Origin of the sequence: Streptomyces sp. 378, assembly GCF_030124145.1 — a bacterium.
In the GTDB taxonomy this organism is placed as follows: domain Bacteria; phylum Actinomycetota; class Actinomycetes; order Streptomycetales; family Streptomycetaceae; genus Streptomyces.
This window is the reverse complement of sequence record NZ_JASKMS010000006.1, coordinates 25,550-50,070: the sequence shown is the minus strand read 5'-3', so window position 1 is coordinate 50,070 and position 24,521 is coordinate 25,550. Positions and strand designations below refer to the sequence as shown.

General features: G+C 73.5%; 15 protein-coding genes. 6 read left to right on the top strand and 9 right to left on the bottom strand.

The annotated features are described in order from the left end of the window. Position 1: 1 nt before the first annotated feature. The 4 genes from QNO09_RS10670 to QNO09_RS10655 all read right to left on the bottom strand — a co-directional run bounded on the left by QNO09_RS10670 (position 2) and on the right by QNO09_RS10655 (position 13,238). The gene (locus tag QNO09_RS10670) at positions 2-10,717 is read right to left on the bottom strand and encodes a non-ribosomal peptide synthetase/type I polyketide synthase (protein WP_283969875.1); all 10,716 of its coding nucleotides are present in this window, start codon (positions 10,715-10,717) and stop codon (positions 2-4) included. After that, positions 10,677-12,149, bottom strand: a complete 1,473-nt coding sequence (locus tag QNO09_RS10665) for an MFS transporter (protein ID WP_283969874.1) — start codon at positions 12,147-12,149, stop codon at positions 10,677-10,679. Before QNO09_RS10665 ends, QNO09_RS10670 begins: the two co-directional genes overlap by 41 nt. Before the next feature lie 104 nt (positions 12,150-12,253). Then, positions 12,254-12,634 carry a MazG-like family protein gene (locus QNO09_RS10660; RefSeq protein WP_283969873.1) on the bottom strand — a complete coding sequence of 127 codons (381 nt, stop codon included), beginning with the start codon at positions 12,632-12,634 and terminating at the stop codon, positions 12,254-12,256. A 46-nt stretch (positions 12,635-12,680) separates the two neighbouring features. Beyond that, on the bottom strand, positions 12,681-13,238 hold the full coding sequence (locus tag QNO09_RS10655) for a DoxX family protein (RefSeq protein WP_283969872.1): 558 nt from the start codon (positions 13,236-13,238) through the stop codon (positions 12,681-12,683). Between the two features lie 171 nt (positions 13,239-13,409). Between QNO09_RS10655 and QNO09_RS10650 the strand changes: the two genes are divergently transcribed. Beyond that, positions 13,410-13,736, top strand: a complete 327-nt coding sequence (locus tag QNO09_RS10650; protein WP_283969871.1) for a nuclear transport factor 2 family protein — start codon at positions 13,410-13,412, stop codon at positions 13,734-13,736. Between the two features lie 359 nt (positions 13,737-14,095). Here the strand turns inward: QNO09_RS10650 and QNO09_RS10645 are convergent, their stop codons facing one another. Beyond that, positions 14,096-14,854, bottom strand: a complete 759-nt coding sequence (locus QNO09_RS10645) for an SDR family oxidoreductase (RefSeq protein ID WP_283969870.1) — start codon at positions 14,852-14,854, stop codon at positions 14,096-14,098. Between the two features lie 48 nt (positions 14,855-14,902). Further along, positions 14,903-15,937 (bottom strand): Gfo/Idh/MocA family protein, encoded by a 1,035-nt coding sequence (locus QNO09_RS10640; RefSeq protein ID WP_283969869.1) that lies wholly within the window; start codon positions 15,935-15,937, stop codon positions 14,903-14,905. 85 nt (positions 15,938-16,022) lie between these two features. Between QNO09_RS10640 and QNO09_RS10635 the strand changes: the two genes are divergently transcribed. The 3 genes from QNO09_RS10635 to QNO09_RS10625 all read left to right on the top strand — a co-directional run bounded on the left by QNO09_RS10635 (position 16,023) and on the right by QNO09_RS10625 (position 19,873). After that, positions 16,023-17,330 carry a multidrug effflux MFS transporter gene (locus QNO09_RS10635; RefSeq protein WP_283969868.1) on the top strand — a complete coding sequence of 436 codons (1,308 nt, stop codon included), beginning with the start codon at positions 16,023-16,025 and terminating at the stop codon, positions 17,328-17,330. Further along, positions 17,273-18,451, top strand: a complete 1,179-nt coding sequence (locus tag QNO09_RS10630; RefSeq protein ID WP_283969867.1) for a serine hydrolase domain-containing protein — start codon at positions 17,273-17,275, stop codon at positions 18,449-18,451. Before QNO09_RS10635 ends, QNO09_RS10630 begins: the two co-directional genes overlap by 58 nt. Before the next feature lie 438 nt (positions 18,452-18,889). Then, positions 18,890-19,873 (top strand): small ribosomal subunit Rsm22 family protein, encoded by a 984-nt coding sequence (locus QNO09_RS10625; RefSeq protein WP_283969866.1) that lies wholly within the window; start codon positions 18,890-18,892, stop codon positions 19,871-19,873. Between the two features lie 433 nt (positions 19,874-20,306). Here QNO09_RS10625 and QNO09_RS10620 read toward each other — a convergent pair whose 3' ends face one another. Continuing rightward, positions 20,307-20,513, bottom strand: coding sequence for a DUF6243 family protein (locus tag QNO09_RS10620; RefSeq protein ID WP_283969865.1), 207 nt, complete (start codon positions 20,511-20,513; stop codon positions 20,307-20,309). A gap of 107 nt (positions 20,514-20,620) precedes the next feature. Between QNO09_RS10620 and QNO09_RS10615 the strand changes: the two genes are divergently transcribed. Further along, positions 20,621-21,262, top strand: a complete 642-nt coding sequence (locus tag QNO09_RS10615; protein ID WP_283969864.1) for a TetR/AcrR family transcriptional regulator — start codon at positions 20,621-20,623, stop codon at positions 21,260-21,262. Here the strand turns inward: QNO09_RS10615 and QNO09_RS10610 are convergent. Beyond that, the gene (locus QNO09_RS10610) at positions 21,241-22,098 is read right to left on the bottom strand and encodes a glycerophosphodiester phosphodiesterase (RefSeq protein ID WP_283969863.1); all 858 of its coding nucleotides are present in this window, start codon (positions 22,096-22,098) and stop codon (positions 21,241-21,243) included. The genes QNO09_RS10615 and QNO09_RS10610 overlap by 22 nt on opposite strands. A 207-nt stretch (positions 22,099-22,305) precedes the next feature. On the opposite strand from QNO09_RS10610, the gene QNO09_RS10605 reads away from it, so the two are divergent. After that, positions 22,306-23,046 carry a bifunctional DNA primase/polymerase gene (locus QNO09_RS10605; protein ID WP_283969862.1) on the top strand — a complete coding sequence of 247 codons (741 nt, stop codon included), beginning with the start codon at positions 22,306-22,308 and terminating at the stop codon, positions 23,044-23,046. A gap of 33 nt (positions 23,047-23,079) precedes the next feature. Here QNO09_RS10605 and QNO09_RS10600 read toward each other — a convergent pair whose 3' ends face one another. Beyond that, a complete protein-coding gene (locus QNO09_RS10600; protein WP_283969861.1) occupies positions 23,080-24,072 on the bottom strand; it encodes an SCO2278 family lipoprotein in 993 nt (330 codons plus the stop codon). Positions 24,073-24,521 lie beyond the last annotated feature (449 nt).

Here is a 24,521-nt window from a genome sequence, read left to right as displayed (position 1 = left end):
CTCAGCCCCCGGAGTCCACCGCGGACCTCAGCGCCTCGGTGAAGGACCCGGCCCACGCCTCGACCGTCTCGTGGGTGAACAGGTCCGTCGAGTACTCGAACGTGACCGTGATCGTGTCGGCCTCCGGTGCGATCACGACGTAGAGCTCGTTGCGGGCCACGCCCTGGACGGGGAGCGTGTGGATCGTGGTGGAGACCTCCTGGAGGTTCAGGGCCGGGGGCTCTGTGGTGATCACGGTGAACAGGACCGTGGGGAACAGGGCGTCCTTCAGCTCGGGCGAGACGAGGGACACCACGTCCGTCAGGGGGAGTTCCTGGTGGTCGAGGGCCGTGAAGAGGGTGGTGCTCAGTCGGGACACCAGGTCGGCGAAACCAGCGGCTTCGCCCAGCCGGGCCCGTAGGAGTACGGCGTCGCCCAGAATGCCGACGATCTCGGAGCGGTCGCGCTGGACGCGGTTGGCGCTGGAGGCCGCCAGGACAATGTCGTTCTCCTCGCCGCACAGGTCGCCCAGCCACGTGGCGAACGTGGCCGCGAGGACCGTGTAGGCCGTGCCGCCCAGGCGGGTCGCCGTGTCGGCCAGGCGGGCCGGTGTGTCGTCGTCGATGACCCAGGTGTGCAGGGCGCCACGGCCGGAGAGCTTGCCCGGGTGCGGGTGGTCGTAGGGGAGGGGCGGGCGGAGCGGGATGGTGTCGAGTTCCGTGCGCCAGAAGTGTTCCAGGGCTGTCCTGCGGTGGTCCGGCAGGGCGTGTTCCGATCGTGCGAAGTCCGTGAACTGGGCGACGGTGACCGGCAGTCGCGGCGCCGTATCCGATCGTCGTGCGTTGTACAGCTCCTGAAGGTCGCGCCTGATGAGGCTCAGGGACCAGCCGTCGCACACCGCGTGGTGGAAGACCGTCACCATGACCCAATGGTCCTCGGCGAGACGGGCCAGGCGGAAGCGGAAGAGAGGCGCCTGGTCCAGTGTGAACGGGGTGGAGACCTGCTCGCGGCACCAGCGGTCCACGGCCTCCGCGGCGTTCCCGGCACGGAGGTCGCTGATCGGCAGGTCCACGGGGACGTCGGCCAGGACTTCCACCGCGTACTCCCCGTCCTGCCGGCTCACGGGGCGACTGCGCAGCGCGTGGTGGCGTGCCACCAGGTCCCTGAGAGCCAGGCGCAGGACCTCGGGGTCCAGGTCGCCGCGCAGGTCCATGCGGTGGGCGACGTTGTAGACGCTCGGGTCGGGGAGTGCGTGGTGGCGGCGCCACAGACGGCGCAGGGTCGAGGGCATCGGCGCGGTCTCCACGACACGGTTGCGGGCCGCGATGCCCCGGATCGTCGGATCCAGGAAGAAGTCGGCCATCGTGAGATCGACGTCCGCCTCCTCCCGCATGCGATTCAGCAGCCGGATCGCGCTCAGGGAGTGGCCGCCGAGTTCGAAGAACGAGGTCGTGACCGGGACCGGGCCGGCGTCCAGTTCCTCGCACCACAGGTCGTGCAGGGTCTTCTCCAGAGCTGTGGCCGGAGACGACTGCGGGGTCTCGTCAGGGTCGTCGCCGGGATCCGGCAGGGCCGAGCGGTCCAGCTTGCCGGAGGCGTTCACCGGGAGGCGGTCGAGCGTCACCCAGCGGCGGGGCACCAGGTGGTCGGGGAGTTCGGTGGCCAGTGCGGTGCGCAAGGAATGCCAGGAGGCGGCCGGCTCGGTGGGCACCACGTACGCGGCCAGCTCCATGTCACCGTGGCGGTCCCGGCGTGGGAGGACCGCCGCGTCCCGGACGCCGGGCAGTGCCGTCAACGCCGACTGGACCTCGCCCGGTTCGACGCGGTAGCCGCGAATCTTGACCTGGTCGTCCGCCCGGCCCCGGTACTCCAGCGTGCCGTCCTCGCGCATGCGGGCCAGGTCGCCCGTGCGGTACAGCACCCCGCCCTCGCCGTCGTCGAGGAACGCGGCGGCCGTCTCGGCGGGGCGGTTGTGGTAGCCGTATGCGACCGGCGTGCCGCTCACGTGGAGCTCACCGACGGCGCCGACGGGGACCTGCCGGCCCGAGTCGTCCAGCAGCAGGACGCGCGCTCCCGGCACCGGGGTGCCGATCGGGGGCCACTCCTCGCCGGCCGGGTCGACGCGGTGCGACGTGACGATGACCGACGTCTCCGTGGGGCCGTACTGGTTGTGGAGCGCGCAGTCCGGGTGCTTCGACAGGAAGCGGCGGAAGGCGGGGGTGAGCTGGAGTGCCTCGCCCGCGGAGAACAGTTCGCGCAGGGAGGGGAGGTGGGGGGCGGTCTCCATCAGGTACTTCAACGGGGTGCAGGGCATGAACAGGCGCTGCACCCGGTGGTGGCGTACCGCCTGCGCCAATGTCGCCGGGTCGTGCCGTACGGCGTCGTCGACGAGGACGAGCGCGGCTCCCGAGGCCAGTGTCGTGAAGATCTCCTGCACGCTGACGTCGAACGCCGGTGACGTCCATTGGAGGGTGCGAAGCGCGGGGTGGCGGCGCAGCTGGCCGTGGACCAGGTTCGCCGGGCCGCGATGGGGCACGACGACGCCCTTCGGGCGGCCGGTCGAGCCCGAGGTGTGGATGCAGTACGCCGGGTCCTGCGGGCCCGCTCCGTCCGGGAGCGGGGTGGACGGCAGTGTGTCGTCAGCCTGCTCCACGCACAGGACGGGTGGTTCCGGCGCGAGGTCCAGGTGCCCGGCGAGCGCGGTACCGGAGGTGAGCAGGAGTACGGGTGTGCCGTCGGCGAGCAGCAGTGACAGACGCGGGGTGGGGAGGGACGGGTCGAGCGGGAGGTAGGCCGCCCCGCTCTTGAGCACCGCCAGCAGGGCCGTGATCAGGTGCGGGCCTCGTGGCAGGAGTACGGCGACCCGTTCTCCGCGTGCCGCGCCCCTGATGCGGAGCTGCCGGGCGAGGCGGTTGGCCGCCGCGTCCAACTCCCCGTAGGAAAGGTGTTGTTCCCCACTGATCAGGGCTATGCCGTCCGGGGTGCGGTGGGCTTGCTGCTCGAACAGGCCGTGCAGGGTGGCCCGGGCCCCTTCGGCGAGGGCACCTTCGCCGGGGCGCTCCACGGGGGAGAGGGCCGCGCGGTCCGCGTCCGTGAGCGCGGTGAGGTCCGCCAGTGGCGCGCCCGGTGTGTCCAGGGCGCGGCGCAGGACCTGTTCGACGTAGTCCGCGAAGCGGCGCACCGTGGCCTCGTCGAAGAGGGCCGTGTCGTATTCGACCATGAAGCGGACGCCGCCCGCGTGGTGGGTGAGGTAGACGCTGAGGTCGAACGGGGCGCGGGCGCTCGGGACGTCGAGCAGGGTGGCCGTCAGGCGGGGCGGGTCGAAGAGGGCCTCGCCCTCGTTCTCGTACTCCACCATCACCTGGAACAGCGGATTGCGGCCCGGGTCGCGACGCGGGTTGAGCGCGCGGACCAGTTCGTCGAAGGGGACGCCGCGGTGTTCGTACGCCGACGTGCTGCTCTCCCGGACCCGGTGCAGCAGCGTCGGGAAGTCCGGGTCGCCGGTCAGGTCCAGGCGCAGCGGCACGGTGTCGAGGAACAGGCCCACGTGGCCTTCCGCGCCCGCCGGGCGGGCGGCTACCGCGGTGCCGACCACCACGTCCCGTTGCCCGCTGAGACGGCCCAGGACCGCGCCGATCGCACTGGTCAGCGTCATGAAGAGGGTGGCACGGTGCCCGGCGGCGAACGTCCGCAGCCCGTCCGTCAGTTCCGCGTCGAGGGCGTGCGTGAGACTCGCGCCCGCCCCCGTCCTGACCGGCGGGCGGGGGCGGTCGGTGGGCAGGGTCAGCTCCGGCGCGTCGCCGAGGCGCCGCCGCCAGAAGTCCAGGGAACGGGCGGTGTCCGGCGGGGCGGGGGCCGACGGTTCGGGCAGGGGCGGCGGTTCGGCGCCGGCGTCGCCACGCCGCCGGGCACGGTAGTACGCGGCGAGGTCCCGCGCCAGCACGGCCGTGGAGGAGGAGTCGAAGACGATGTGGTGGGCCAGGAGGAAAAGCAGGTGCCGGTCCTCCGCCAGCCGGAGGAGCCGGGCCGAGACCAGCGGGCCGGTGGACAGGTCGAGGCCGTGGCGGTCGGCGGCGGACAGCGTCGCCCGCAGCGCCTCCTCCTCCGTCGAGCCCGTGTGGTCCTCCACCGGGCAGTCGAGCGGCATGCGGTCACGGATCTCCTGGTAGGGGACACCGGCCGTGTCACCGAAGACCGTGCGCAGCGCCGGGTGCCGGTCCGTCACGCGGTGCAGCGCCCACCGCAGCGCGGGGACGTCCAGGGGGCCGTCCAGGCGGATCGCCTTGGGCTCGTGGTACATGGCGGTGCCCGGGTGCAGTTGCTCCAGGAACCAGATGCGGCGCTGGGCCGGGGTGAGCGGTGCCCGCCGGCGGGACTCGGGCCGCGACCGGGGCACAGTGCCGGAGGTCGCGGGGGTCGCCCTCCGGAGCCGGTCCAGTACCGGCAGCGCCGCCAGCACCTTGTCCTTCGGCACGCCGAAGTCCACGAAGCAGGCGATCTCGTCCGCTCCGGCCTCCCGCAGACGCCGTACGGTCTCCGCGGCCGTGTGCTCGTCGCCGATCAGCGCGCGGGAGTCGCAGTAGCGTTCGTAGGCGCGGCCGAGGAGGAACTCCACGTCCTCCTCGGAGGTGTTCTCCAGGTCCACCTGGAAACCGAGACTGTTGGTGACCTGGTCGAAGAGGGAGAGGGAGGAGCGCAGATACGACAAGAAGGGCCGGTAGGCCTCGGCCCGCGCCCGCTCCGCCTCCTCCTCCAGGTAGGTGTGCACGAGCACCACCACCCGCCCGGCCGCCGGGTCGAGACCGTGCTCGGCACGGCAGCGGCGGTACAGCGCGATGTTCTCGGCCAGTTGCTCCACCGTCTGCGTCATCAGGTTGGTGACCACGCCGAGGTCCTCGGCGGCCGCCCGGCGGTAGCTGTCCGGGTTCCCGACCACGGCCACGTACATCGGCGGCCGTTCCTGTACGGGGCGGGGGTGCAGGCGGATCTCCACCTGGGTGCCGTCGCCCGCCGTCGTCTTCACCGGCTGCCCCGACCAGAGGTCCCGTACGGTCGCCAGGTGCTCGTACATCACCTCCCGGTGCCGGCCGAAGTGCTGTGGCGCGAGCGCGAAGTCGGTGGCGTGCCAGCCGCTCGCGAAGCACAGGCCCGTCCGGCCGCCGGAGATGTTGTCGACCACCGACCACTCCTCCGCCACCCGGGCGGGATGGTGCAGCGGCAGCACCACGGAACCGGCGTGCAGCCGGACCCGACTGGTCCGGGCGGCGAGGGCCGCGGCCAGTACGGAGGGGTTGGGGAAGAGCGCGCCGAACGAGTTGAAGTGCCGCTCGGGGAACCACAGGGCGTGGAAGCCGTGCTGGTCGGCGAAGTCCGCGGCGGCCAGGATCAGGCCGTATTTGTCCTGGTCGTCGTCCTGAGGGTAGTCGCCGAAGAAGTAGAGGCTGAAGTCGAAGGCAGCAGGGGGCGAGGTGGAGGGTGTGGACGCGGGCCGGGGGGCGGGAGGTGCCGGCGTCCGTGCCGGAGCGGGCGGCGCCGTCGTGGTGCCGGTCGCCGCGAGCACGTCCAGTTGGCGGGAAATCATCTCGCCCACCTGGCCGACGAGTTGCTCCGCCAGACGGAGCTGCTGGCCGAACAGGGCGTGCATCCCTTCCGGTGTTCCCGTTGTTTCCGGTGTTTCCGGCGGAGCAGCAGGCGCCACCGGCTGCTCGGCCACCGGTTCCCGGACCACCGGCACGTCTCCGCGCACCTGCCCGACCCGCTCCGCCAGCCTCCGCGGTGTGTCGGCCGAGTCGAACACCTCCCGGACCGGGACCCGGACGCCGTACCGCTGCTCCAGCTCCGTCGTCATGCTCATCAGGGACAGCGAGTCCGCGCCCAGTTCGAAGAACGAGCTGTCCGGTGTCACGTCGGAGATCGGGCGGCCGAGCTTGTCCGCCGTCAACTGCCGGACGGCGTCGATGACTCCACCGTCCGGTACCGGCAGGTCCGAAGCCGCGGCCGGCGTCCCGGCCTTGAACGGCACCGCACGCCGCCGCAGCGGGTGCCCCGGGAGGGGTACGCGGCCCCCGTCACCGGTCAGCGCCCGCCAGTCCAGGTCGGCGCCCCTGCCGTACAGCGAGCCGAGCGCCGTCAGGAACCCGTGCGCCTGCTCGGCTGCCCCGTCCCCTTCACCCTGCCCGCTCAGCCAGCGGCTGTCGGGTACGCAGTGCCGGCCCAGGCCGGTGAGGGTCCGCCCCGCTCCGATCTCCACGAAGTCCCGGCAGCCCTGCTCGACGGCCGTGTCCATGGCGAGGTCGAAGCGGACCGGCTGCCGGGCCTGACGGCACAGGTACTCCACGTCGACGGTCCAGCCCGCCCGGCGCAGCTCACCGTCGGCCGTCGTCACCAGCGGGGTGTGCGACGGGCGGTACCTGACGCCGCGCGCACGGGTCCGGAACTCGTCCAGGGCGCTGTCGATCCCGGCTGAGTGGAACGCCCGGTCGATCGGCAGCTCACGCCACTCCAGGCCCTCCTGGTCGAGCAGCACTGCCGCCTCCTTCAGGGCCTGCGGCGGGCCCGAGAGCACCTGGGCGTGCCGGCCGTTGACCGCGGCGAGCTCCGCACCGGCGGCCTGCGCGATGCGCCGCGCGGTGGCCTGGTCGGCCCGGACGGCGAGCATGCCCCCGGCGGGGCAGCGGGCCTGCATCAGCCGCCCGCGCCAAGCGGTGAGCCGTAGCCCGTCCTCCAACGTCAGGGCACCGGCCGCGTACAGGGCGGCGTACTCGCCGACGCTGTGCCCGAGCAGGAGCGCGGGGCGTATCCCGGCCGCCCGCCAGGCGACCGCCAGTGCAGACTGATGGGCGAAGAGAGCGGCTTGCGCGGTCTCGGTGGGCCAGATCTCGTCGTCCGCGGGGTGGTCGGCGGGTGTGGGGGCGTGGGCGGTCAGCAGCCGCGCGAGCAGGCTGCCGCCGAACTCCCCGGTGTAGATCTCCTCGCACCGGTCGAGCGTGGCCCGCGCGGCCGGATGCGTGGCGTACAGGCCGTTCGCCATGCCGCGACGGGCACTGCCCTGGCCCGCGAACGCGAAGGCGACCGGGCCGAGGGGGGAGGGCGTGACGTGGCGCTGGTCCCCCAGCGCGCGGGCGAGTTCGCCTGCCGTACGGCCGGCCACGGCGGTGCGTGCCGCGCGGTGCGGCCTGCCGAGGGCCAGGGTGGCGGCCACGTCGGCGGCCGGGAGGCCGGGCCGGGCCGGCAGCCGGTCGCACAGCGCGGCCGTGAGGTCGGCCAGGGCCTCGGGGTCGCGGGCCGACACGGGGACGAGGACGGGCAGTTCGGGGTCGGGGCGAGGGCGTGCGGGCGGGGCCTCCTCCAGCACCACATGGGCGTTGGTGCCGCCGACGCCGAGCGCGCTGACCCCGGCCCGGCGGGGCACCCCGTCCGGCACCTGCCATGGCCGCAGTTCCGTGGCGAGTGCCAATGTGCCGTCGGCCAAGGGGAGTTCGGGGTTCGGGCGGGTCAGGTGCGGTGTCGGCACCAGGGTGCGGTCGCGCAGCATGAGGACCGTCTTGATGAGCCCGGCCATTCCGGCGCAGCTGTCGAGATGCCCGATGTTCGGCTTCACGGAGCCGACCACGCAGGGGGCGGAGCGAGCGGGTCCCGCCGTGTCCTCGCCCAGCGCCCGCCGCAACGCCGTCAGCTCCACCGGATCCCCGAGCCGCGTTCCCGTGCCGTGCGCCTCCACGTACGAGATCGTCGCCGCGGGCACCTCCGCCCTGCGCAGCGCCTGACGTACGACCTCGGCCTGCCCCTCGACACCGGGCGCGCTGAATCCGACCTTGGCGGCGCCGTCGTTGTTGACCGCGGAGCCCAGGATCACCGCGTGCACGGTGTCGCCGTCGGCCAGCGCCCGGTCGAGACGCTTGAGCAGGACGGCCGCCACGCCGTTGCCGCCGACGGTGCCGTCGGCCTCCGCGTCGAAGGCGCGGCAGCGTCCGGTGGGGGACAGGATCGACCCGGGGTGGCTGTGATAGCCGGTCTCCTGGGGCAGGTGCACGGCCGCGGCGCCCGCCAGCGCCAGGTCCGTCTCCCCGGTGAGCAGCGCCTGGACCGCGAGGTGCACCGCGACCAGGGAAGTGGAACAGGCCGTCTGCACACCGATCGCCGGGCCTGTGAGGCCGAGCCGGTAGGCGACGCGGGTGGCGAGGAAGTCCGGCTCCTGGCCGATGGCCGACTGCATGCCGCTGGCCGGGTCCGACGGGTCGTACGGTGAGCCGGTCGCGGGCTGCTGCTGGTGGTCGTAGAGGTTCATGCCCGACCCGGCGAACACCCCCACCCGGACGCCGGGCGCGGTCGCCGCGTGGCCGCCGTCCTCCAGGGCCTGGTGGCAGCACTCCAGGAACAGCCGGTGCGCGGGATGCGTCAGTCCGGCCTCCTTGGGGCTCATCCCGAAGAAGTCCGCGTCGAACTCCTCCACGCCGTCGAGGATCCCGGCGGCCGGTACGAGGCCGGGCGCGCGGCGCTGCTCCGGCGACAGGCCCGCCGCCGCGAGCTCCTGCTCGCCGAAGACCCGGACACTGTCGGCACCTTCCCGCAGATTGGCCCAGAACTCCTCGGCCGAGTTCGCGCCGGGGAAGCGCAGCGACAGTCCGATGACGGCGACGCGGCGCTCGGGGGAGTCCGTGAGGGCGGTGCCCTCGCCGGTCACCGTCGCGGGCCCGGCCCCGGCCGCGGCACCGGCCCCGATCCCGGCCGCCGGCTCGCTCGTGAGGTGTGCTGCGAGTGCCGTGGCCGTCGGGTGTTCGAAGAACGCGGTCTGGTCGACCGGCGTCCCGAGACGTTCCGCCAGCCGGTTCCGCAGGCGCACCAGCAGCACGGACGTCAGGCCGAGTTCGTAGAACGGCACGTCCGCGGCGGCCGGTCGGCCCAGTACGGCGCTCAGTTCCTCCCGGACGGCCCGCGCCACGGCGTCCTCGTCCGCCCGGAGGACCCGGGGCACGGCGTCCGCGTCCGCCCGGGCGGCCGGTGCCGCGGGCGCGGCGGCGTCGAAGCCATCGGCGACCAGGCGGCTCCGGAGTTCCGCGCGGCGCACCTTGCCCGCCGGCGTCCGCGGGAACTCGCCCGCCGGGACGGGCAGGACGTACGCGGCGGTGAGCCTGAGGCGGGTGAACAGGGCCGCCTTCACCCGGGCGGCGATCCGCGGGTCCTCGGCAGCGCCGCGGCTGACGAAGAACACCGCGAGGTCCTCCGTGCCCCGCTCCGGGTGCGGGATGCCGCAGGCGGCGACCTCGCCCTGCCGGACGCCGTCGACGTCGGTGGCGGTTTCCTCCACCTCGTGGCAGGAGACGTTGTGGCCGTTGAGGATGATCACGTCCTTGCGGCGGCCCGTGATGACGACCTGGCCGCCGTCGAGGAACGCCAGGTCGCCGGTGTCGAGCCAGTCACGTCCGGCGGGGTAGGCGGCGGCGTCCGCCTCGGGGTTGTTCACGTAGCCGGGGGTGAGCCGTGCGGCCGAGTGGACCTGGAGCCTGCCGATGCGGCCCGGCGGGGTGAGATCACCGCGGTCGTCGACGACGCGCAGGGTGACGCCGTGTGCGGGCGAGCCGCTGGCGACGAAGGTGACGCACTCGGCGTCCGGGGTGTCCTCACCGGCCCGCACCAGGTCGCCGCCCAGGCTGCTCCTGAGCAGGCGGTGCACGGTGCCCGGCCGGTCCAGTCGGCCGTAGGTGACGGCCGTGACCGTCTCGGCCATGCCCCACGCCGGGGCGATGTGCTCCTCGCGCACGCCGTACGGGGCCGTCGCGTCGAGGAAGCGCCGCAGCACCGGCAGCACGACCCGCTCGCCCCCGCACACCAGCGACTTGAGGCCGCTCAGGTCCCAGGGGCGGTCGGCCCGCTCGGCGAGCGCGTCCGCGACCAGCCGGTAGGCGAAGGTCGGTGCCCAGCCGTGCTGCGCCCGGTGTTCGTGGAGGAGGTCGAGCCAGCGCAACGGCTCGGCGAGCACCCGCTCGGTGGGCGCGTGGACGTTGGTGCAGCCGGTGAAGACCGCGAGCAGGTGGTAGAGCAGGAAGGCGCCGCTGTGGTCGACGGGCAGCCAGTTCACCATCGTGTCGTCCGGGCGGACGTCGAGGATCCGCCGGCTGCTCGCCGCGAAGTCCGCGAGCCCGGCGTGCGTCAGGCGCGCGGCCTTGGGGACGCCGGTGCTGCCGGAGGACAGCATCAGCAAGGCGGTGTCGGACGGGTCCGGCTCGACTAGGTCGTCGTGGCCGTCCGCGGGGGGTGCGTCCAGGCAGACCGCGGCCAGAGCGACCCGCGGTGCGGGCGTGACGTGGGCGAGGGCCGCCGCGCCGGGTGCGTCGGTCAGGACCAGCGGCCGGTCGAGCAACGCGCAGGCCTGCCGCCAGCGTTCGAAGGCCGGGGAGCCCGGCGCGGGGTGCTCGGCGATGGCCACGGGTAAGGCACCGCCGAGGACACACGCCCAGAAGGCGGGGAAGAACTCCGCCAGCGGCAGCCCGCACAGCACCACCGTGTCGCCGCGCCGCAGTCCGTGCGCGCGCAGGCCGGTGAGCATACGGCGGGCCGCGTCCAGCAGTTCGGGGTACGACCGGGAGCTCGTCGTGCCGTCGGCGGCGACGGTGACGACGGCGCCGCCCGGAGCGGACCGGGCGGCGCCCAGCAGCGCCCGCACGGCGTCGACCGGATCACCCTCAGTGCGTTGGGGCTCAGGACCCCGGCAACTGGCTTGCCCCGGTGGACGTTCCATGCGCGTGCTCTCCCTTTTCTTCGCCGGCCGGCGGGTGATGTGAGTGGTCCTCGCCGGTGGGTGGGCGGCTGTGGCCCGTGGGTGGATGGTTGTCGCCGGTGGGTGGGCGGCTGTCGCCGGCGGATGGGTGGTCCTCCCCGGCGGACGTGTGGTTCTCGCCGATGGGCGGGCGGCCGTCGGCGCGCGCGTGGGCGGCACCGTCCGCAGGGCCCGGCCGGCCCGTCCCGCGCCGGCCGGCCGTGAACAGAAGCAGCGCCAGGGCCCCGCACACCGCCGCCCCATGGAAGGCGCCCACGACGGCCAGTGCGGGCAGTGCCTCCAGGGCGGCCGCCGCGGCCATCGTGCCCAGGGCGAATCCGGACTGCTCGGCGGTGGCGGACAGGCCGAACAGGCGGCCGCGCTGCCGGTCGGGAACCGCCTGGAGGCGCGAGGTGTAGACGATCTCGGTCCAGCCGTCCGCGAACCCCGCAGCCACGGCCGCCGCCATCAGGGCCGGGGCGGGTAGCCCGGTGAACGCCGCCACGAAACAGAACGACATCGCGCAGGTGCCCACCGCGAACGCGCGCTCGCCCCAGGACGCCCCCTTCGACCGGCGCTTGAGGACCTGGTGGGCGAGCAGGGTGCCCACGGCCCACGCCGACCAGAACCGGGTCATGAACACCGCCGGTCCGGACGGCTCGGCCGCGTGCGCCGCCAGCGGCAGCGCGACGTTGTGCGACGCGGACGCCAACGCGTCGAGACCCCGCAGCGCGATCATGCCGAGCAACGCTCCGGCGAGGCCCGCGACACGCAGCCGCAATCGCTTGCCACGCGCCGGCGAGGACCCGTCGGCGGCCCGCTCCTCCCCGGACACGTCACACGGTTCGTCGTCCGTGCGCGGCCGGAGCACCACCACGGCCGCGGCCGACACCGCGAAGCTCGCGGCGTTGACGGCGAAGGCGACACCGAAACCGCCGAGGGCGATGACCGGCGCGGCCGACGCGAAACCCAGCACCGTGGCGACGGAACGGGCCGTGACCAGCACGCCGTTCGCCCGGGCGCGGCTGTCCTGCCCGACCATGACCGGCACCGCGCTGCGCAGGGCGACATTGAAGAACGTGTTGCCCGCGCCCAGCACGACCACCGCCCCGAGCAGCACCCACAGCGGCGTGTCCGACACCTGGAGCGCGAGCACGACCATGGCGAGGGTCTGGGCGAGGTCCGTGACCACCATGACGGTCCGGCGCGTGAACCTGGCGGTCAGCGCCCCGGCGGCGAGGCCCGCCGTGACACCGGACAGCAGCCGTACGGCCATCACGACGCCCACGCCCAGGGCGGTGCCCGTGACCTCGTACGAGAACAGGCTCAGCGCGATGAGATTCAGATACGTCCCGTACGCCGACACGGCATGCGCGACCACCACGGCACGAAACCGCCACTCCACCCCCGTCACCGGACTCCTCAACCTGGCTGGGCCAGGGTCGGCCGCTCGGCGCCTTTCACCGCAGCCTAACCCGAGGGGGAAAGGTGAACGGGCGCTTGTGCGTTATTCGATGATCAGAGCGACGGCCGCGGGACGTCCGCTGGTGCCGGCCGTGCCGTGGACCGGCGTGTCACTCGCTCCAGATGCCGGGCGAGGACCTCCCGCGCCTCAGGCGTAAGCGTCCGCAACGCCACCAGCGCCGTGATGACGACATCGCACAACTCCGCCTGCACGTCGTCCCACGTATGCGTGACTCCCTTGCGCGGGTTCTGCCCCGTCGCCCCGATCACCGCCTCCGAGACCTCCCCGACCTCCTCCGAGAGTTTCAGGATGCGCAGGAGGACGCCCTCGCGGCCCTCGACGGGGCGGCTGGTGTCAAGCCACTGCGTCAATACGTCGACGGTGGCCCACAGGTCGGGCCCGGGGACGGGTGCGGGTGGTGTCCGGTCGCTCATGAACGCAGCCTGGCACGAGGGTCTGACAACGACCCGGTCACCGCTGCTACTCCATCTGCTCCTCCTCGAACAACGCCTCCTGCTCCCCCTCCCTCGCCTTCCGCAGCCGCCTCGCCCGCGCCCCCACCACCACCGCCGTGCCCGCCGCCGTCGCCGCGAAGGCCGCCGGGATCATCCAGCCGCGGTTGACCGCGTGGCCGAGCAGGTGGTCCAGGGACAGGCGGCCCGGGCCGGTGACGGCCAGGCCCGCCGCGGTCAGGCCCAGCGTCGCCGCGTACTCGTAGCCGCCGCCCTGGTTGAAGAAGCCGTTCGGGGCGTGCACCGCCGCCGCGCCCGCCATCGCGCCGGCCGCCGCCGCACCCGCGGCCGGGGTGGCCAGGCCCAGGGCCAGCAGCGTGCCGCCGCCGGTCTCGGCGAGCCCGGCCGCGGTCGCGCTCGCCTTGCCGGGGGAGTAGCCGACGGACTCCATGAACCGGCCGGTCCCCTCGATGCCGTGTCCGCCGAACCAGCCGAACAGCTTCTGCGTGCCGTGGGCGGCCAGCACACCCCCCGCCCCCAGCCGGAGCAGCAGCAGACCCAGATCACGTCGGTCGTTACGCGTCACGTCGTCTCCCGGAGCGGACAGCAGGAACAGAGCAGTAGGAACAGAAGGGCGTCTCCCGCCGGGTCCCACCTTCGCACCCACGACCCCGGGTGACATCCGGCGGAGCCGCCCGGGACGCCGTTCGGGTGGCACCGGTGGCGTGGGGCGGTGGCCGGTACGAAGCTGGCTCGTATGACGATTCAGACCACGCGCCTCAGCGATCCGGCCGTCCGTGCCTTCGTGGCCGCCGTGAACAACCACGACCGCGAGAGCTTCATGGAACTCCTCGCGCCGGGCGCGACCATGGCGGACGACGGCTCGGACCGGGACCTCGCCGACTGGGTGGACCGGGAGATCTTCTCCTCCCACGGCCACCTGGAGGTCGACAACGAGTCCAACGGCGGCCGTTCCCTCATCGCCCGCTACAGCAACGACACCTGGGGCGAGATGCGCACCCGGTGGAGCTTCACCGTGGACGACGACGGCCGGATCACGCGCTTCGAGACCGGGCAGGCCTGAACCCCGCCCTACGCAGGGGCTTGTGTTCGTATGCGCTCCAACTCTTAGCCTCTCCCGGCATGGAGACCACACGGCCGCTGGGACGCGGCGGCATCGAGGTGAGCCCGGTCCCCGACGTGTGCGGCAGCCGTTCCACGCGCACCGGTGCGTACTTCGCGGTCCCTCGCGAAGTCCACCCCCACCCGGTGCGGTGGAACGACCGCCGCCTCCCCCCTGGATGTGGCCTGCGGAAGCCCTCTGCTCCAACTGTGAAGCTTTCGTGTAGGAGAGTTGAGCATAGGCTCCCTATCGGCCGCAATGGGGCGGACGTTTCTATTCCGATTGTGCAGGTTGACGACTTGACGAACTCCGTCGCGTGCTCAGCCGCGTCCGACGTACGGCATCGCCGTCGCCAGTACGGTCGCGAACTGCACGTTCGCCTCCAGCGGCAGCTCCGCCATGTGCCGCACCGTGCGGGCCACGTCCGCGACGTCCATGACCGGTTCCGGGGCGACTTCCCCGTTTGCCTGGAGGGCTCCCGTCTGCATACGGGACGTCATGTCGGTGGCCGCGTTGCCGATGTCGATCTGCCCGACGGCGATCCGGTACGGCCGCCCGTCCAGTGAGAGGGACTTCGTCAGGCCCGTCAGCGCGTGCTTGGTCGCCGTGTAGGCCACCGACAGCGGGCGGGGCGTGTGCGCGGAGATCGAGCCGTTGTTGATGATCCGGCCGCCCTGCGGGTCCTGCTCCTTCATCTGCCGGTACGCCGCCTGCGCGCACAGGAACGCCCCGTTGAGGTTGGTGTCCACCACGTGCCGCCACGCCTCGTAGGGCAGTTCCTCGACCGGGACACCGCCGGGGCCGAACGTGCCGGCGTTGTTGAACAGCAGGTCAACCCGGCCGAAGCGCTCGACGGTCGCCGCGAACAGGGCGTTCACGTCCTCGGGGCGTGAGACGTCCGTCCGGACCGTGAGAGACGCGGCCCCGGGCGCCAGGGCCGCCGTCTCCTCCAGTGTCTCGACGCGCCGGCCCGCCAGCGCCACCGACCAGCCCGCGCGCAGCAGTTCCCGTGCGACCGCCCGGCCGATGCCGGAACCCGCCCCGGTCACCACCGCGATTGCATTGTCCTTGGCATTCATGCGCCCGCAGCGTACGGGAGCCACTCCCGTACGCTGCGGGCCCAGGGCTCAAACCGGCGTGAGCTCCGTCGTGAGGTCCTCGTCCGGGGTCTCGCCCGGGTAGCGGACGCCGACGCGGTCCCGGATCGTGTCGAGCGTCCGCATCACGGCGAGCGTGCCGTCGAGCGGCACCAGCGGAGACTCCGTCTCACCGGCGCGCACGGCCCGCATCACCTCCAGCGCCTCGTGGCGCATGCTGTTGCGGGGGCCGTCCGCCGGGTCGGCGGTGAACTCCTCGGCGTCGCGGCCGTCCCGGTGCAGGACGAAACCCTCCGGGAAGAAGAAGCCGTGCGGGATGTCGATCCGGCCCTTCGAGCCGGTGACCGAGGCGGAGGTCGCCGTACCGCCCACGATCGAGCAGTGCACCGAACCGAGCGCGCCGCTGTCGAAGGAGAGCACCGCCGCCGCCTGGAGGTCGACGCCCTCCTCGGAGAGCACCGCCCGCGCCGCGACGTCCGACGGCTCCCCGAGCAGCAGTTGCGCGAACGACACCGGGTACACACCCAGGTCGAGCAGCGCGCCGCCGCCCAGCTCCGGGTTCCGCAACCGGTGCGAGGGCGGGAACGGGCCGGCCAGCCCGAAGTCGGCCTGCACGCTGCGCACCTCGCCGATCGCGCCGTCGTCGACCAGCGCCTTCAGCCGCCGCACCAGCGGATTGCAGTACATCCACATGGCTTCCATCAGGAAGCGCCCGTGCTCGCGTGCCAGCGCGACGAGTTCCTCCGCCTCGCGCAGGTTCAGCGTGAAGGGCTTCTCGCACAGCACGTGCCGCCCCGCCGCGAGACACAGTCCGGCGGCGGCCCGGTGCGCGGTGTGCGGGGTGGCGACGTAGACGACATCGATGTCCTCGTCCCGCGCGAGCGCGTTCCAGTCGCCGTAGGCCCGGGGTATCCCGAACCGTTCCGCGAACGTCTTCGCCGACGCCTCGGACCGCGACGCGACCGCCACGACCTCCGCGTCCGGCAGGTCGATCAGATCCGCGGTGAACGCGCCCGCGATCCCTCCGGTCGCCAGGATTCCCCACCGCACCGTGTCCAACGTCATCGCGCCCCGCCTCCACCTCGTGACCCCGAGCAGTCCGTACGAGCTGAGAGCATAGGTGGCGATCGACTCGCAGAGGGAGGGACTCATGCCCGAGGGTGGGGCGTCCATATCGAACACCGCGCAGGAGGCCGCAGCCGGGAGGGAACGGCCCGACCGCACCGCGCACCGCCGCACCGGGCTCCTGGTCACCTTCCTCCTGGGAAGCCTGACCGCGGTACCTCCGCTGGCGATGGACATGTACCTCCCGTCCCTGCCGGAGGTCACCCGTTCCCTGCACGCGCCGGCCGCGACCGTCCAGCTCACGCTCACCACGTGCCTGGCCGGCATGGCGCTCGGGCAGCTCGTGGTCGGGCCCATGAGCGACCGGTGGGGGCGCCGCCGCCCGCTGCTCGCCGGTCTCGCCGTCTTCGTCGTCGCCACCGTGCTGTGCGCCCTCGCCCCCACCGTCGAGCTGCTGGTGGCCTTCCGGCTGGCCCAGGGCCTCGCGGGCGCCGCCGCCATCGTCATCGCCCGGGCCGTCGTGCGCGACCTCTACGACGGCATGGCCATGGCCCGCTTCTTCTCCACCCTCATGCTGATCTCCGGGGTCGCCCCGGTCGTGGCACCGCTGATCGGCGGGCAGGTCCTGCGGGTCACGGACTGGCGGGGCGTGTTCGTCGTCCTCACGGTCATCGGCGTGCTCATCGGGGTCCTGGTGTGGGCGCGGCTGCCCGAGACGCTGGCGCCCGCCGAGCGGCACAGCGGCGGCGTCGGCGAGGCCCTGCGCGCGATGCGCACCCTGCTCGCCGACCGCCCCTTCACCGGCTACATGCTCACCGGCGGCTTCGCCTTCGCCGCCCTCTTCGCCTACATCGCGGCGTCCCCGTTCGTCATCCAGGAGATCTACGGCGCCTCCCCGCAGACGTTCAGTCTGCTGTTCGGCGTGAACTCCGTCGGGCTGGTCGTCGTGGGCCAGATCAACGGCAAGATCCTCGTCGGCCGGGTCAGTCTCGACCGGGTCCTGGGCATCGGCCTCGCGGTCGTCATCACCGCCGCGACCGCGCTGCTGCTGATGTCCCTGGGCGTCTTCGGCGAGGTCGGACTGGCGCCCGTCGCCGTCGCGCTGTTCGTGCTGATGTCCGCGATGGGCATCACCCTGCCCAACACCCAGGCCCTCGCCCTGATGCGCACCAAGCACGCCGCCGGCTCCGCCTCGGCCCTGCTCGGCACGTCCTCCTTCCTCATCGGCGCGATCGCCTCCCCGCTCGTCGGTGTCGCCGGGGAGGACACCGCCGTCCCGATGGCCGTCGTCCAACTGGCCGCCGCACTGGTGGCACTGGTCTGCTTCATGGGAATGTGCCGACCCTGGAAGAAGGAGAGCGGCCGCCCGAGCGCGGAGGGAGCAGTCAGCTGAGCGCACCCAGACTGCGCGACGGCACGCCCGAGCGGGCCGGCCTCGATCCCGCGGAACTGCGCCACCTCGTCCGGGAGGTCCACGTCCTCACCACCGGGCAGCGCCCCTGGGCCCCCGGCGCCGTCCTGGTCGTCGGGCGCGGCCCGGTGATCGCGGTCGAGGAGGCGGCGGGCTGGGCCGTGCGCTACGCGTCCTACGACCCCGACACCGACGCCGGGGTGGAACTGCCCCCCGAGGACCGGGTCCCCATGACCGTCGGCACGCCCTTCGACCTCGCGTCACTCACCAAGCTGTTCACGTCCGTGGCCGCCGTGCAGCAGATCGAGCGCGGCACGCTCGGCATCGACGCGAAGGTCGGCGCGTACCTGCCCGACTTCACGGGGGCCGCCCGGCACGGCATCACCGTGCGGCAGCTGCTCACCCACACGTCGGGGCTACGGCCAGAACTGCCCCTCTACGACTACGCCGACGACGCGCAACGGCTCGCCGCGCTCCAGGCGGAGTCGCCGGTCGGGGCGCCGGGCACGTACGGCTACTCCGACCTCAACATGCTCCTCCTCCAGCACGTCCTGGAGCGCCTCACCGGCCGCACTTTCGACGTCCTTGTCCACGACGGCATCACCCGGCCGCTGGGCATGACATCGACGGACTTCGGGCCGTGCCCGGAGGCCGCGGCGACGGAGGACCAGCGGCGGCCGTGGGCCAAGGCGGACCGGGGGATGCTGCGCGGCGAGGTCCACGACGAGAACGCCTGGGCGCTGGGGGGCGTGGCCGGCCACGCGGGGCTGTTCTCCACCGGCCGGGACCTCGCGGTGTTCTGCCGCACCCTCCTCGCCGGCGGCTCCTACGGCCCCGCCCGCATCCTCGGGCCGGACTTCGTCGAGCTGCTCTTCACCCCGCCGGGTCTCGGGTTCGCCCTCGACCAGCCGTGGTTCATGGGCGACCTCGCGGGCCGCGGCGCGGCGGGGCACACGGGCTTCACGGGCACGTCCCTCGTCCTCGACCCCGCCACGGACACGTTCCTGGTCCTCCTCACCAACGCGGTCCACCCGCGCCGCCGCCGCCCGGACAGCGCCCCGAGGGCCGCGGCGGCGTCCCGGGTGGCGCGGGCGGTGCGGTGACCCTCCGGTGAGGGGTGGGGCCGGGGCGCCCGGTCGGGGAGTGGTGTCGTCGCCTCACGGCTTGGGCGGCGGACGCGGTCTCCGTGGGGGCCGTCGCGTCGTCCCGCGGTGACCGGCACGGGCGGCCCGGGGGAGCCCGGCCGCTTCCCGGACCGTCGTGCGCCGTGGTCCGGACGGTCGTGCGCCGTGGTCCGGACGGTCGTGGAGGTCGCGTGCGGTCGCGGCGGTGGCGGTGGACATGACCTGGCCGCCGAGCCGAGCCGAGCCGAGCCGAGCCGAGCCGAGCCGAGCCGGGCCGGGCCGAGCCGGCGCAGGCCGGGCCCGGAGCCGGGGTGGAGGCGGACGGCGGCGGCTACGTCCGACGGTGGCCTGAAGCCCGGGCGCGGACCGCCCTGGGTGAGCGCCGCGCCCGCCCGGGCCGCCTCGTAGAATCGCCGGGTGAACGCCCCCGCACCCCCGGCCGAAAATCTCCGGGCCGCCCTCGCCGGTCTGCTCGACGGGCTGCCGCCCCGGCAGGCCTCGCAGGCGGTCGAGCGGCTGATCGCCAGCTACCGGGGCGCCACCCCGACCGACGCCCCCATCCTCCGGGACCGGGCCGACGTCGTCGCCTACGCCGCCTACCGGATGCCCGCGACCTTCGAGGCGGTCCGCGCCGCGCTGGAGGCGTTCGCGGACACCGTGCCCGCGTGGGTGCCGGGCGGGCACACCGACCTCGGTGGGGGCACGGGCGCCGCCGCCTGGGCCGTGAACGCGGTCTGGGGCGGGGAGCGGCCCGTCACCGTGCTCGACTGGGCCGAGCCCGCGCTCGCCCTGGGGCGGGAGATCGCCGCGGCCAACCCGGAGCTGCGGAACGTACGCTGGCGGCGCTCCCGGATCGGAGCGGCGCTCAGCCTCGACAGCACGGACCTCGTCACCGTCTCCTACGTCCTCAACGAGCTGACCGCCGCCGACCGCACCGCCCTCGTCGACGCCGCCGCGGCCGCCGCACAGGCCGTCGTGATCGTCGAGCCCGGCACCCCCGACGGCTACGCCCGCCTCATCGAGGCCCGCGACCGGCTGATCAGGGCCGGTTTCCGCATCGCCGCCCCCTGCCCGCACAGCGCCGCCTGCCCCATCGCCCCCGGCACGGACTGGTGCCACTTCTCCGCCCGGGTCAGCCGTTCCTCCCTGCACCGTCAGATCAAGGGCGGCTCCCTCGCCTACGAGGACGAGAAGTTCGCCTACGTCGCCGCCGCCCGCTTCCCCGTCGAACCGGTTGCCAACCGGGTCGTCCGGCGCCCCCAGATCCGCAAGGGCCAAGTCCTCCTCGACCTGTGCGAGAGCGAACCGTCCCTGCGCCGCGCCACCGTCACCAAGCGCCACGGCGACCTGTACAAGGCCGCACGCGACGCCGACTGGGGAGACGCCTGGCCCTCCTCCTGAACTCCGGCGCCTCCTGAGCTTCTGTCGGGTACGCAGTAGCGGTGCCCGACCCGGAGTTGGTCGGCGCCGAGCAGGACCGCCGGTTCTGTTCGCCGGGGGTGAGGACCACCTGGTGGGCGGGTGTCCGCCGGTCCCGGGGTCGCGACCGCCTCAGTACATCCGCCGGACAGCCCGGGCGGACCCCCCTCGTGCGGGGGTCCCCCTCGTGCGGGGGTCCCCCTCGTGCGGGGGTCCGCCCTCGTGCGGGGGTCCGCCCTCGTGCGGGGGTCCGCCCTCGTGCGGGGGTCCGCCCTCGTGCGGGGGTCCGCCCTCGTGCGGGGGTCCGCCCTCGTGCGGGGGTCCGCCCTCGTGCGGGGGTCCCCCTCGTGCGGGGGTGTCCCCCCTCACACCGGGGCCCGCCCTCGCACTGGGCCCGCCCTCGCGCGGGGGAGGCTCACGACGCCGTGTCGGCCGTGCCCTCCTGCTGCGCTTTGCGCTGTCGTTTCTCCTGCAGCCTGCGCAGCAGTTCGCGCTTCTGGGCCTGCGGGTCGACACCGCCGCCGATCCGGTCGCCCTGGCCGCCGCCGCGCAGCGCGTTGCGGCCGAGGTTCCTGCGCGATCCGCCGACACCCAGCATGTTTCCGGCTCCGCCTCGGGTCATCTCGGACTCCTTCCGTGGTCATCATCCGCGACGAGACGGTTCGTCTCGCACATGTTCCCCGACTGTCCGCGAGACGCTCCGTCTTGTCAATCTGATAAATTCGGGCCATGGCCGTCCAGAAGTCCACCCAGCCCGCTCCCGGCAAGCCCGCCCCCGACTCCGCCCGGCGCAGCGAGAAGTCCCGCCGCGCCATCTACGACGCCGCCCTCGCGCTGGTCGTCGAGGTCGGCTACCCCAAGACCACCATCGAGGGCATCGCCGCCCGTGCCGGTGTCGGCAAGCAGACGATCTACCGATGGTGGTCGTCCAAGGCGGACGTGCTGATGGAGGCGTTCCTCGACCTGGCCGAGCGGTCCGTCCCGGAGGCCGGACCCGCGCCGTACACCTTCCCGGACACCGGCGACCTCGCCGCCGACCTCAAGACCGTCCTGCGGGCCACCGTCGACGAACTGCGCGACCCGACGTTCGAGGCGCCCTGCCGCGCGCTGGCCGCCGAGGGCGTGGTCAACGAGCAGCTCGGGCGCGAGTTCGTGGCCAAGCTGACGCAGCCCTCACTCGACCTCTACATCGGCCGGTTGCGCGCCGCGCAGGACGCCGGCCAGGTGCGGCCCGAGATCGACCCGCGCATCGCCCTGGAGCTCTTCGTCTCCCCGCTCGCCCAGCGCTGGCTCCAGCACACGGGCCCGATCTCCCACGAGTACACCGACACCCTCGTCGACTACGCCCTTCACGGCCTGGCCCCGCGCTGAGCGGCCCGGGCCAGGCGCCCCGGCGTGTCCGTGATCACACCGTCGCAGCCCAGCGCCAGCACCCGGTCCCGCTGGGCGTCCGTCACCACGGTGTGCGCCCACACCCGGGCGATCCCCGAGTTCACCGCGCGCACCAGGTCCGCGTCGCGCGACCGGTGGTCCACGTCCAGCAGGTCCACGTACGACCGCCAGCGCTCCGGGCGGTCCGTGCGCAGTTGCTGCGCCGAGCGCCACAACTGTGAGAGCAGCCCGAGGCGGTGGACGCGCCGGGCCACCTCGGGGTCGTTGGAGTTCACGAACACCGAGCGGGTCAGGCCGCGGGCCCGGATCAGCTCGGCCAGCCGGTTCAGACCGCGCGGGTCCTTCGCCTCCAGCATCAGCACGATCCGCCCGCCGAAACGATCCAGCACCTCGGCGACCGTCGGCGGCCGCTCCGATCGCCAGCTCCCGGGCAGCCTGTCCTTCGGGCGCAGCCGTACGCCCTGCCACTCCCGGGCGTTCAGGGCGCGCACCTCACCGCCCAGGTAGGTGGTGCGGTTCAGGGTCTCGTCGTGGAACACCACCGGCGTGCCGTCGCGCAGCACCCGGGTGTCGAAGTCGAGCACCTGCGCCGTCCCGCGCTCGTAGGCGGCGGCCAGTCCCGTCATGCTGTTCTCCGGGACCTCACGGGCGCCGCCGCGGTGCGCGACGTACGTGATCCGGGGCAGGGCCGCCACGGTCAGCGGTCCCGCGCCCCACTCCAGCGGGGCCGGGGCGCGGCCGCCGGGTCCGGCGAGGGTCAGCGAGACCACGGAAGCCACGGAGGCCAGACCCGTCAGCGCGATCCTTGTGACCATGGCGACCACGGTAGGACGCCATGTCATGGCAAAGCAGGCAATGACACCCGATCGTGGGGAGGGTGGGGCTCGCCGGTTCTCCTCCCATCGGGTGCCGGGTGTACGTTGCGTTCCCTCCTGTCCCGGATGTGGGCACTGGCCCCCGGTGCGCGGGAGGATGGGACCATGAGGCATGCTGTTCGGCACGACGGCGAGGCGAGGGGATAGATGAGCGCGGAGTTCGGCGGCCGGACCGGCCGGCAGGGCAAATTCACCCAGTGGCTGCGCGCCGGGCGCCGGCCGAAGGAGGCCGCCGGGGACGGCGGCCGTGAGGCCCTGCTGCTCGCCGCCGCCGACGCGGGACTGCCCCTCGCGCCCGCCGCCCATCCCTCCGGGTACCGCTGCTCCTGCGACCGGGTCGGCTGTCCCACCCCCGCCCGGCACCCGGTGTCCTTCGCCTGGCAGACGCAGTCCACCACCGACCCCGCCCAGATCGAGCGCTGGGCCCGCCATCAGCCGCAGGCCAACTTCATCACCGCGACCGGCATGGTGCACGACGTCCTCGACGTGCCCCTCGATGCCGGTCGCGACGCGTTGGAGCAGCTGCTCGCCGCCGGTGTCGAGGTCGGGCCGGTCGCCGAGAGCGACGACGGCCGTCTCCTCTTCTTCACCCTCACGCGGGGCACGCCGGAGGACGAGGACGAGTGGTGGCCGTGCGAACTGGACTGCCATCCCGAGACGGTGGACGAGCACCCCGGGCTGCGCTGGCACTGCCGGGGCTCCTACGTCCTCGTGCCGCCCGCGCGGCTGCCCGGTGAGGACCGGGCGGTGCGGTGGGTGCGCGGGCCCGAGCACGCGCTGCCGGATCCGCTGAGCCTGCTGGAGGTGCTCACGGAGGTCGGCGGACGGTACGCCGCTGAGGACTCCGACCACGCCACCGGGGCCGCCTGGCCCACGCGGCGGCACTGAAGCCGGTCGGCGCCCGTGGCGTGAGGGCCCGGGCTACGAGCCCTCCGCCGCGGTCAGGCCCTGGATGCGGCCCAGGATCGTCACCTTGCCCCGGCCCTTGGGGTCCAGCGCCACCTCGTTGGAGACGAACTCCATCGTGAGGGACTGCTTGATCTCGCCCTTCGTCAGGGCGAGGACGTCCTTGCCCGGGGCGGGCACGGACGTGCCCGCGTGGGCGGTCTGCTTCTCGTAGTGGCGCGTGGTGAAGAACACCAGCGCACCGCCGTCCGTCGTGCGCAGCGCCAGCGGTGCGTAGTCGCCGTTCGTCAGCGGCTCGTCGATGTACTGGGTGACCATGCCCGGCTTCTTGGAGTTCTTCTGGCGCAGGGCACGCCACTGGCTGGTGTGGGCGCCGTCCGTGAAGGTCTCCCCGCCGCTCTTCAGGTACGTCGCGTACGCCCGGCTCAGGTCGCCGGGGCCGGTGGCCAGGTCGGTCGACTCGGCGGGGACGGGCTCGGCCCAGCCGTCGGCGTCCGTCTTGAACCGCGGGACCTTGCCCGGGGCGACGAGCGTCAGGTAGGCCACCTGGAACGGGTCGTCGAGGCTGCTGCGGGTGAACACCAGCAGCCAACGGGCGCTGCCGCCCTTGTTGCCGGCCGCGTCGACGACGAACCAGCGGGGCCAGCCGGCCTTCTTGGGGATGGTGAACTTCGCGTCGGTCAGCTTCAGCGGGGTGTGGTTCGGGTTGCCGGCCGGGTTGTTGGCCTTCCCGGCCTTCAGGCGGGCCGAGTCGATGTCGGCGAGGGCGCCGGTGGTGTGGTCGGCGTCCAGGGCGCCGTCGTAGGCCTTGTCGGCCTCGTTGTACGCGGTCGTGAACTCCTGGAGGGCCTTTGCGGCTTCGGCGCGGGTCGTGGCCGGGAGGATCTCCCGCTCGCCGTGCACGACGACACATCCACTGGCCGTCAGTGACAAAGCGGCCACCGAGGTTGCTATGAGGGCGCTCCGGGCGGGCCTGCGGAGCGTACGAGGGTCGCGATCCCTGCTCATCGGGTACCTTCACCTTCCCCTTTCCGGAGGCGAACCCTACCGGGTGCCTCCGGCGGTTGGGCGGGGGTGGTGGGGTGGGTGTGTGTGGTGCTTCGCCTCGTGCCGGGTGGGGGTGCGTGTCCGTTTCGCTTCGCGGCGGGTGGGGGTGCGCGTCCGCTTTGCTTTGCGGCGGGTGGGGGTGCCCGTCCGTTTCGTCTCGTGACGGGTGGGGGTGCGCGTCCGCTCGGGTGGGGGTGCGCGTCTTCGCCTGGCGCCGGGTGTGGGTCGGGGCCGCGCCGGGGGGTGTCCGTCCTCGGAACGGCGCGATGGGGTCTCACGCCGACCGACTGGCGTTGACGCGCCAACCGCCGCGGGCGGACACCCCCCGACACGGCCCCTCGCGCGGTCCTGCGGCTGCGGGAGCGTTCCGGACGGCGCCGCGGCCGCACCGCTGCGGGGCCCCGCCCCGC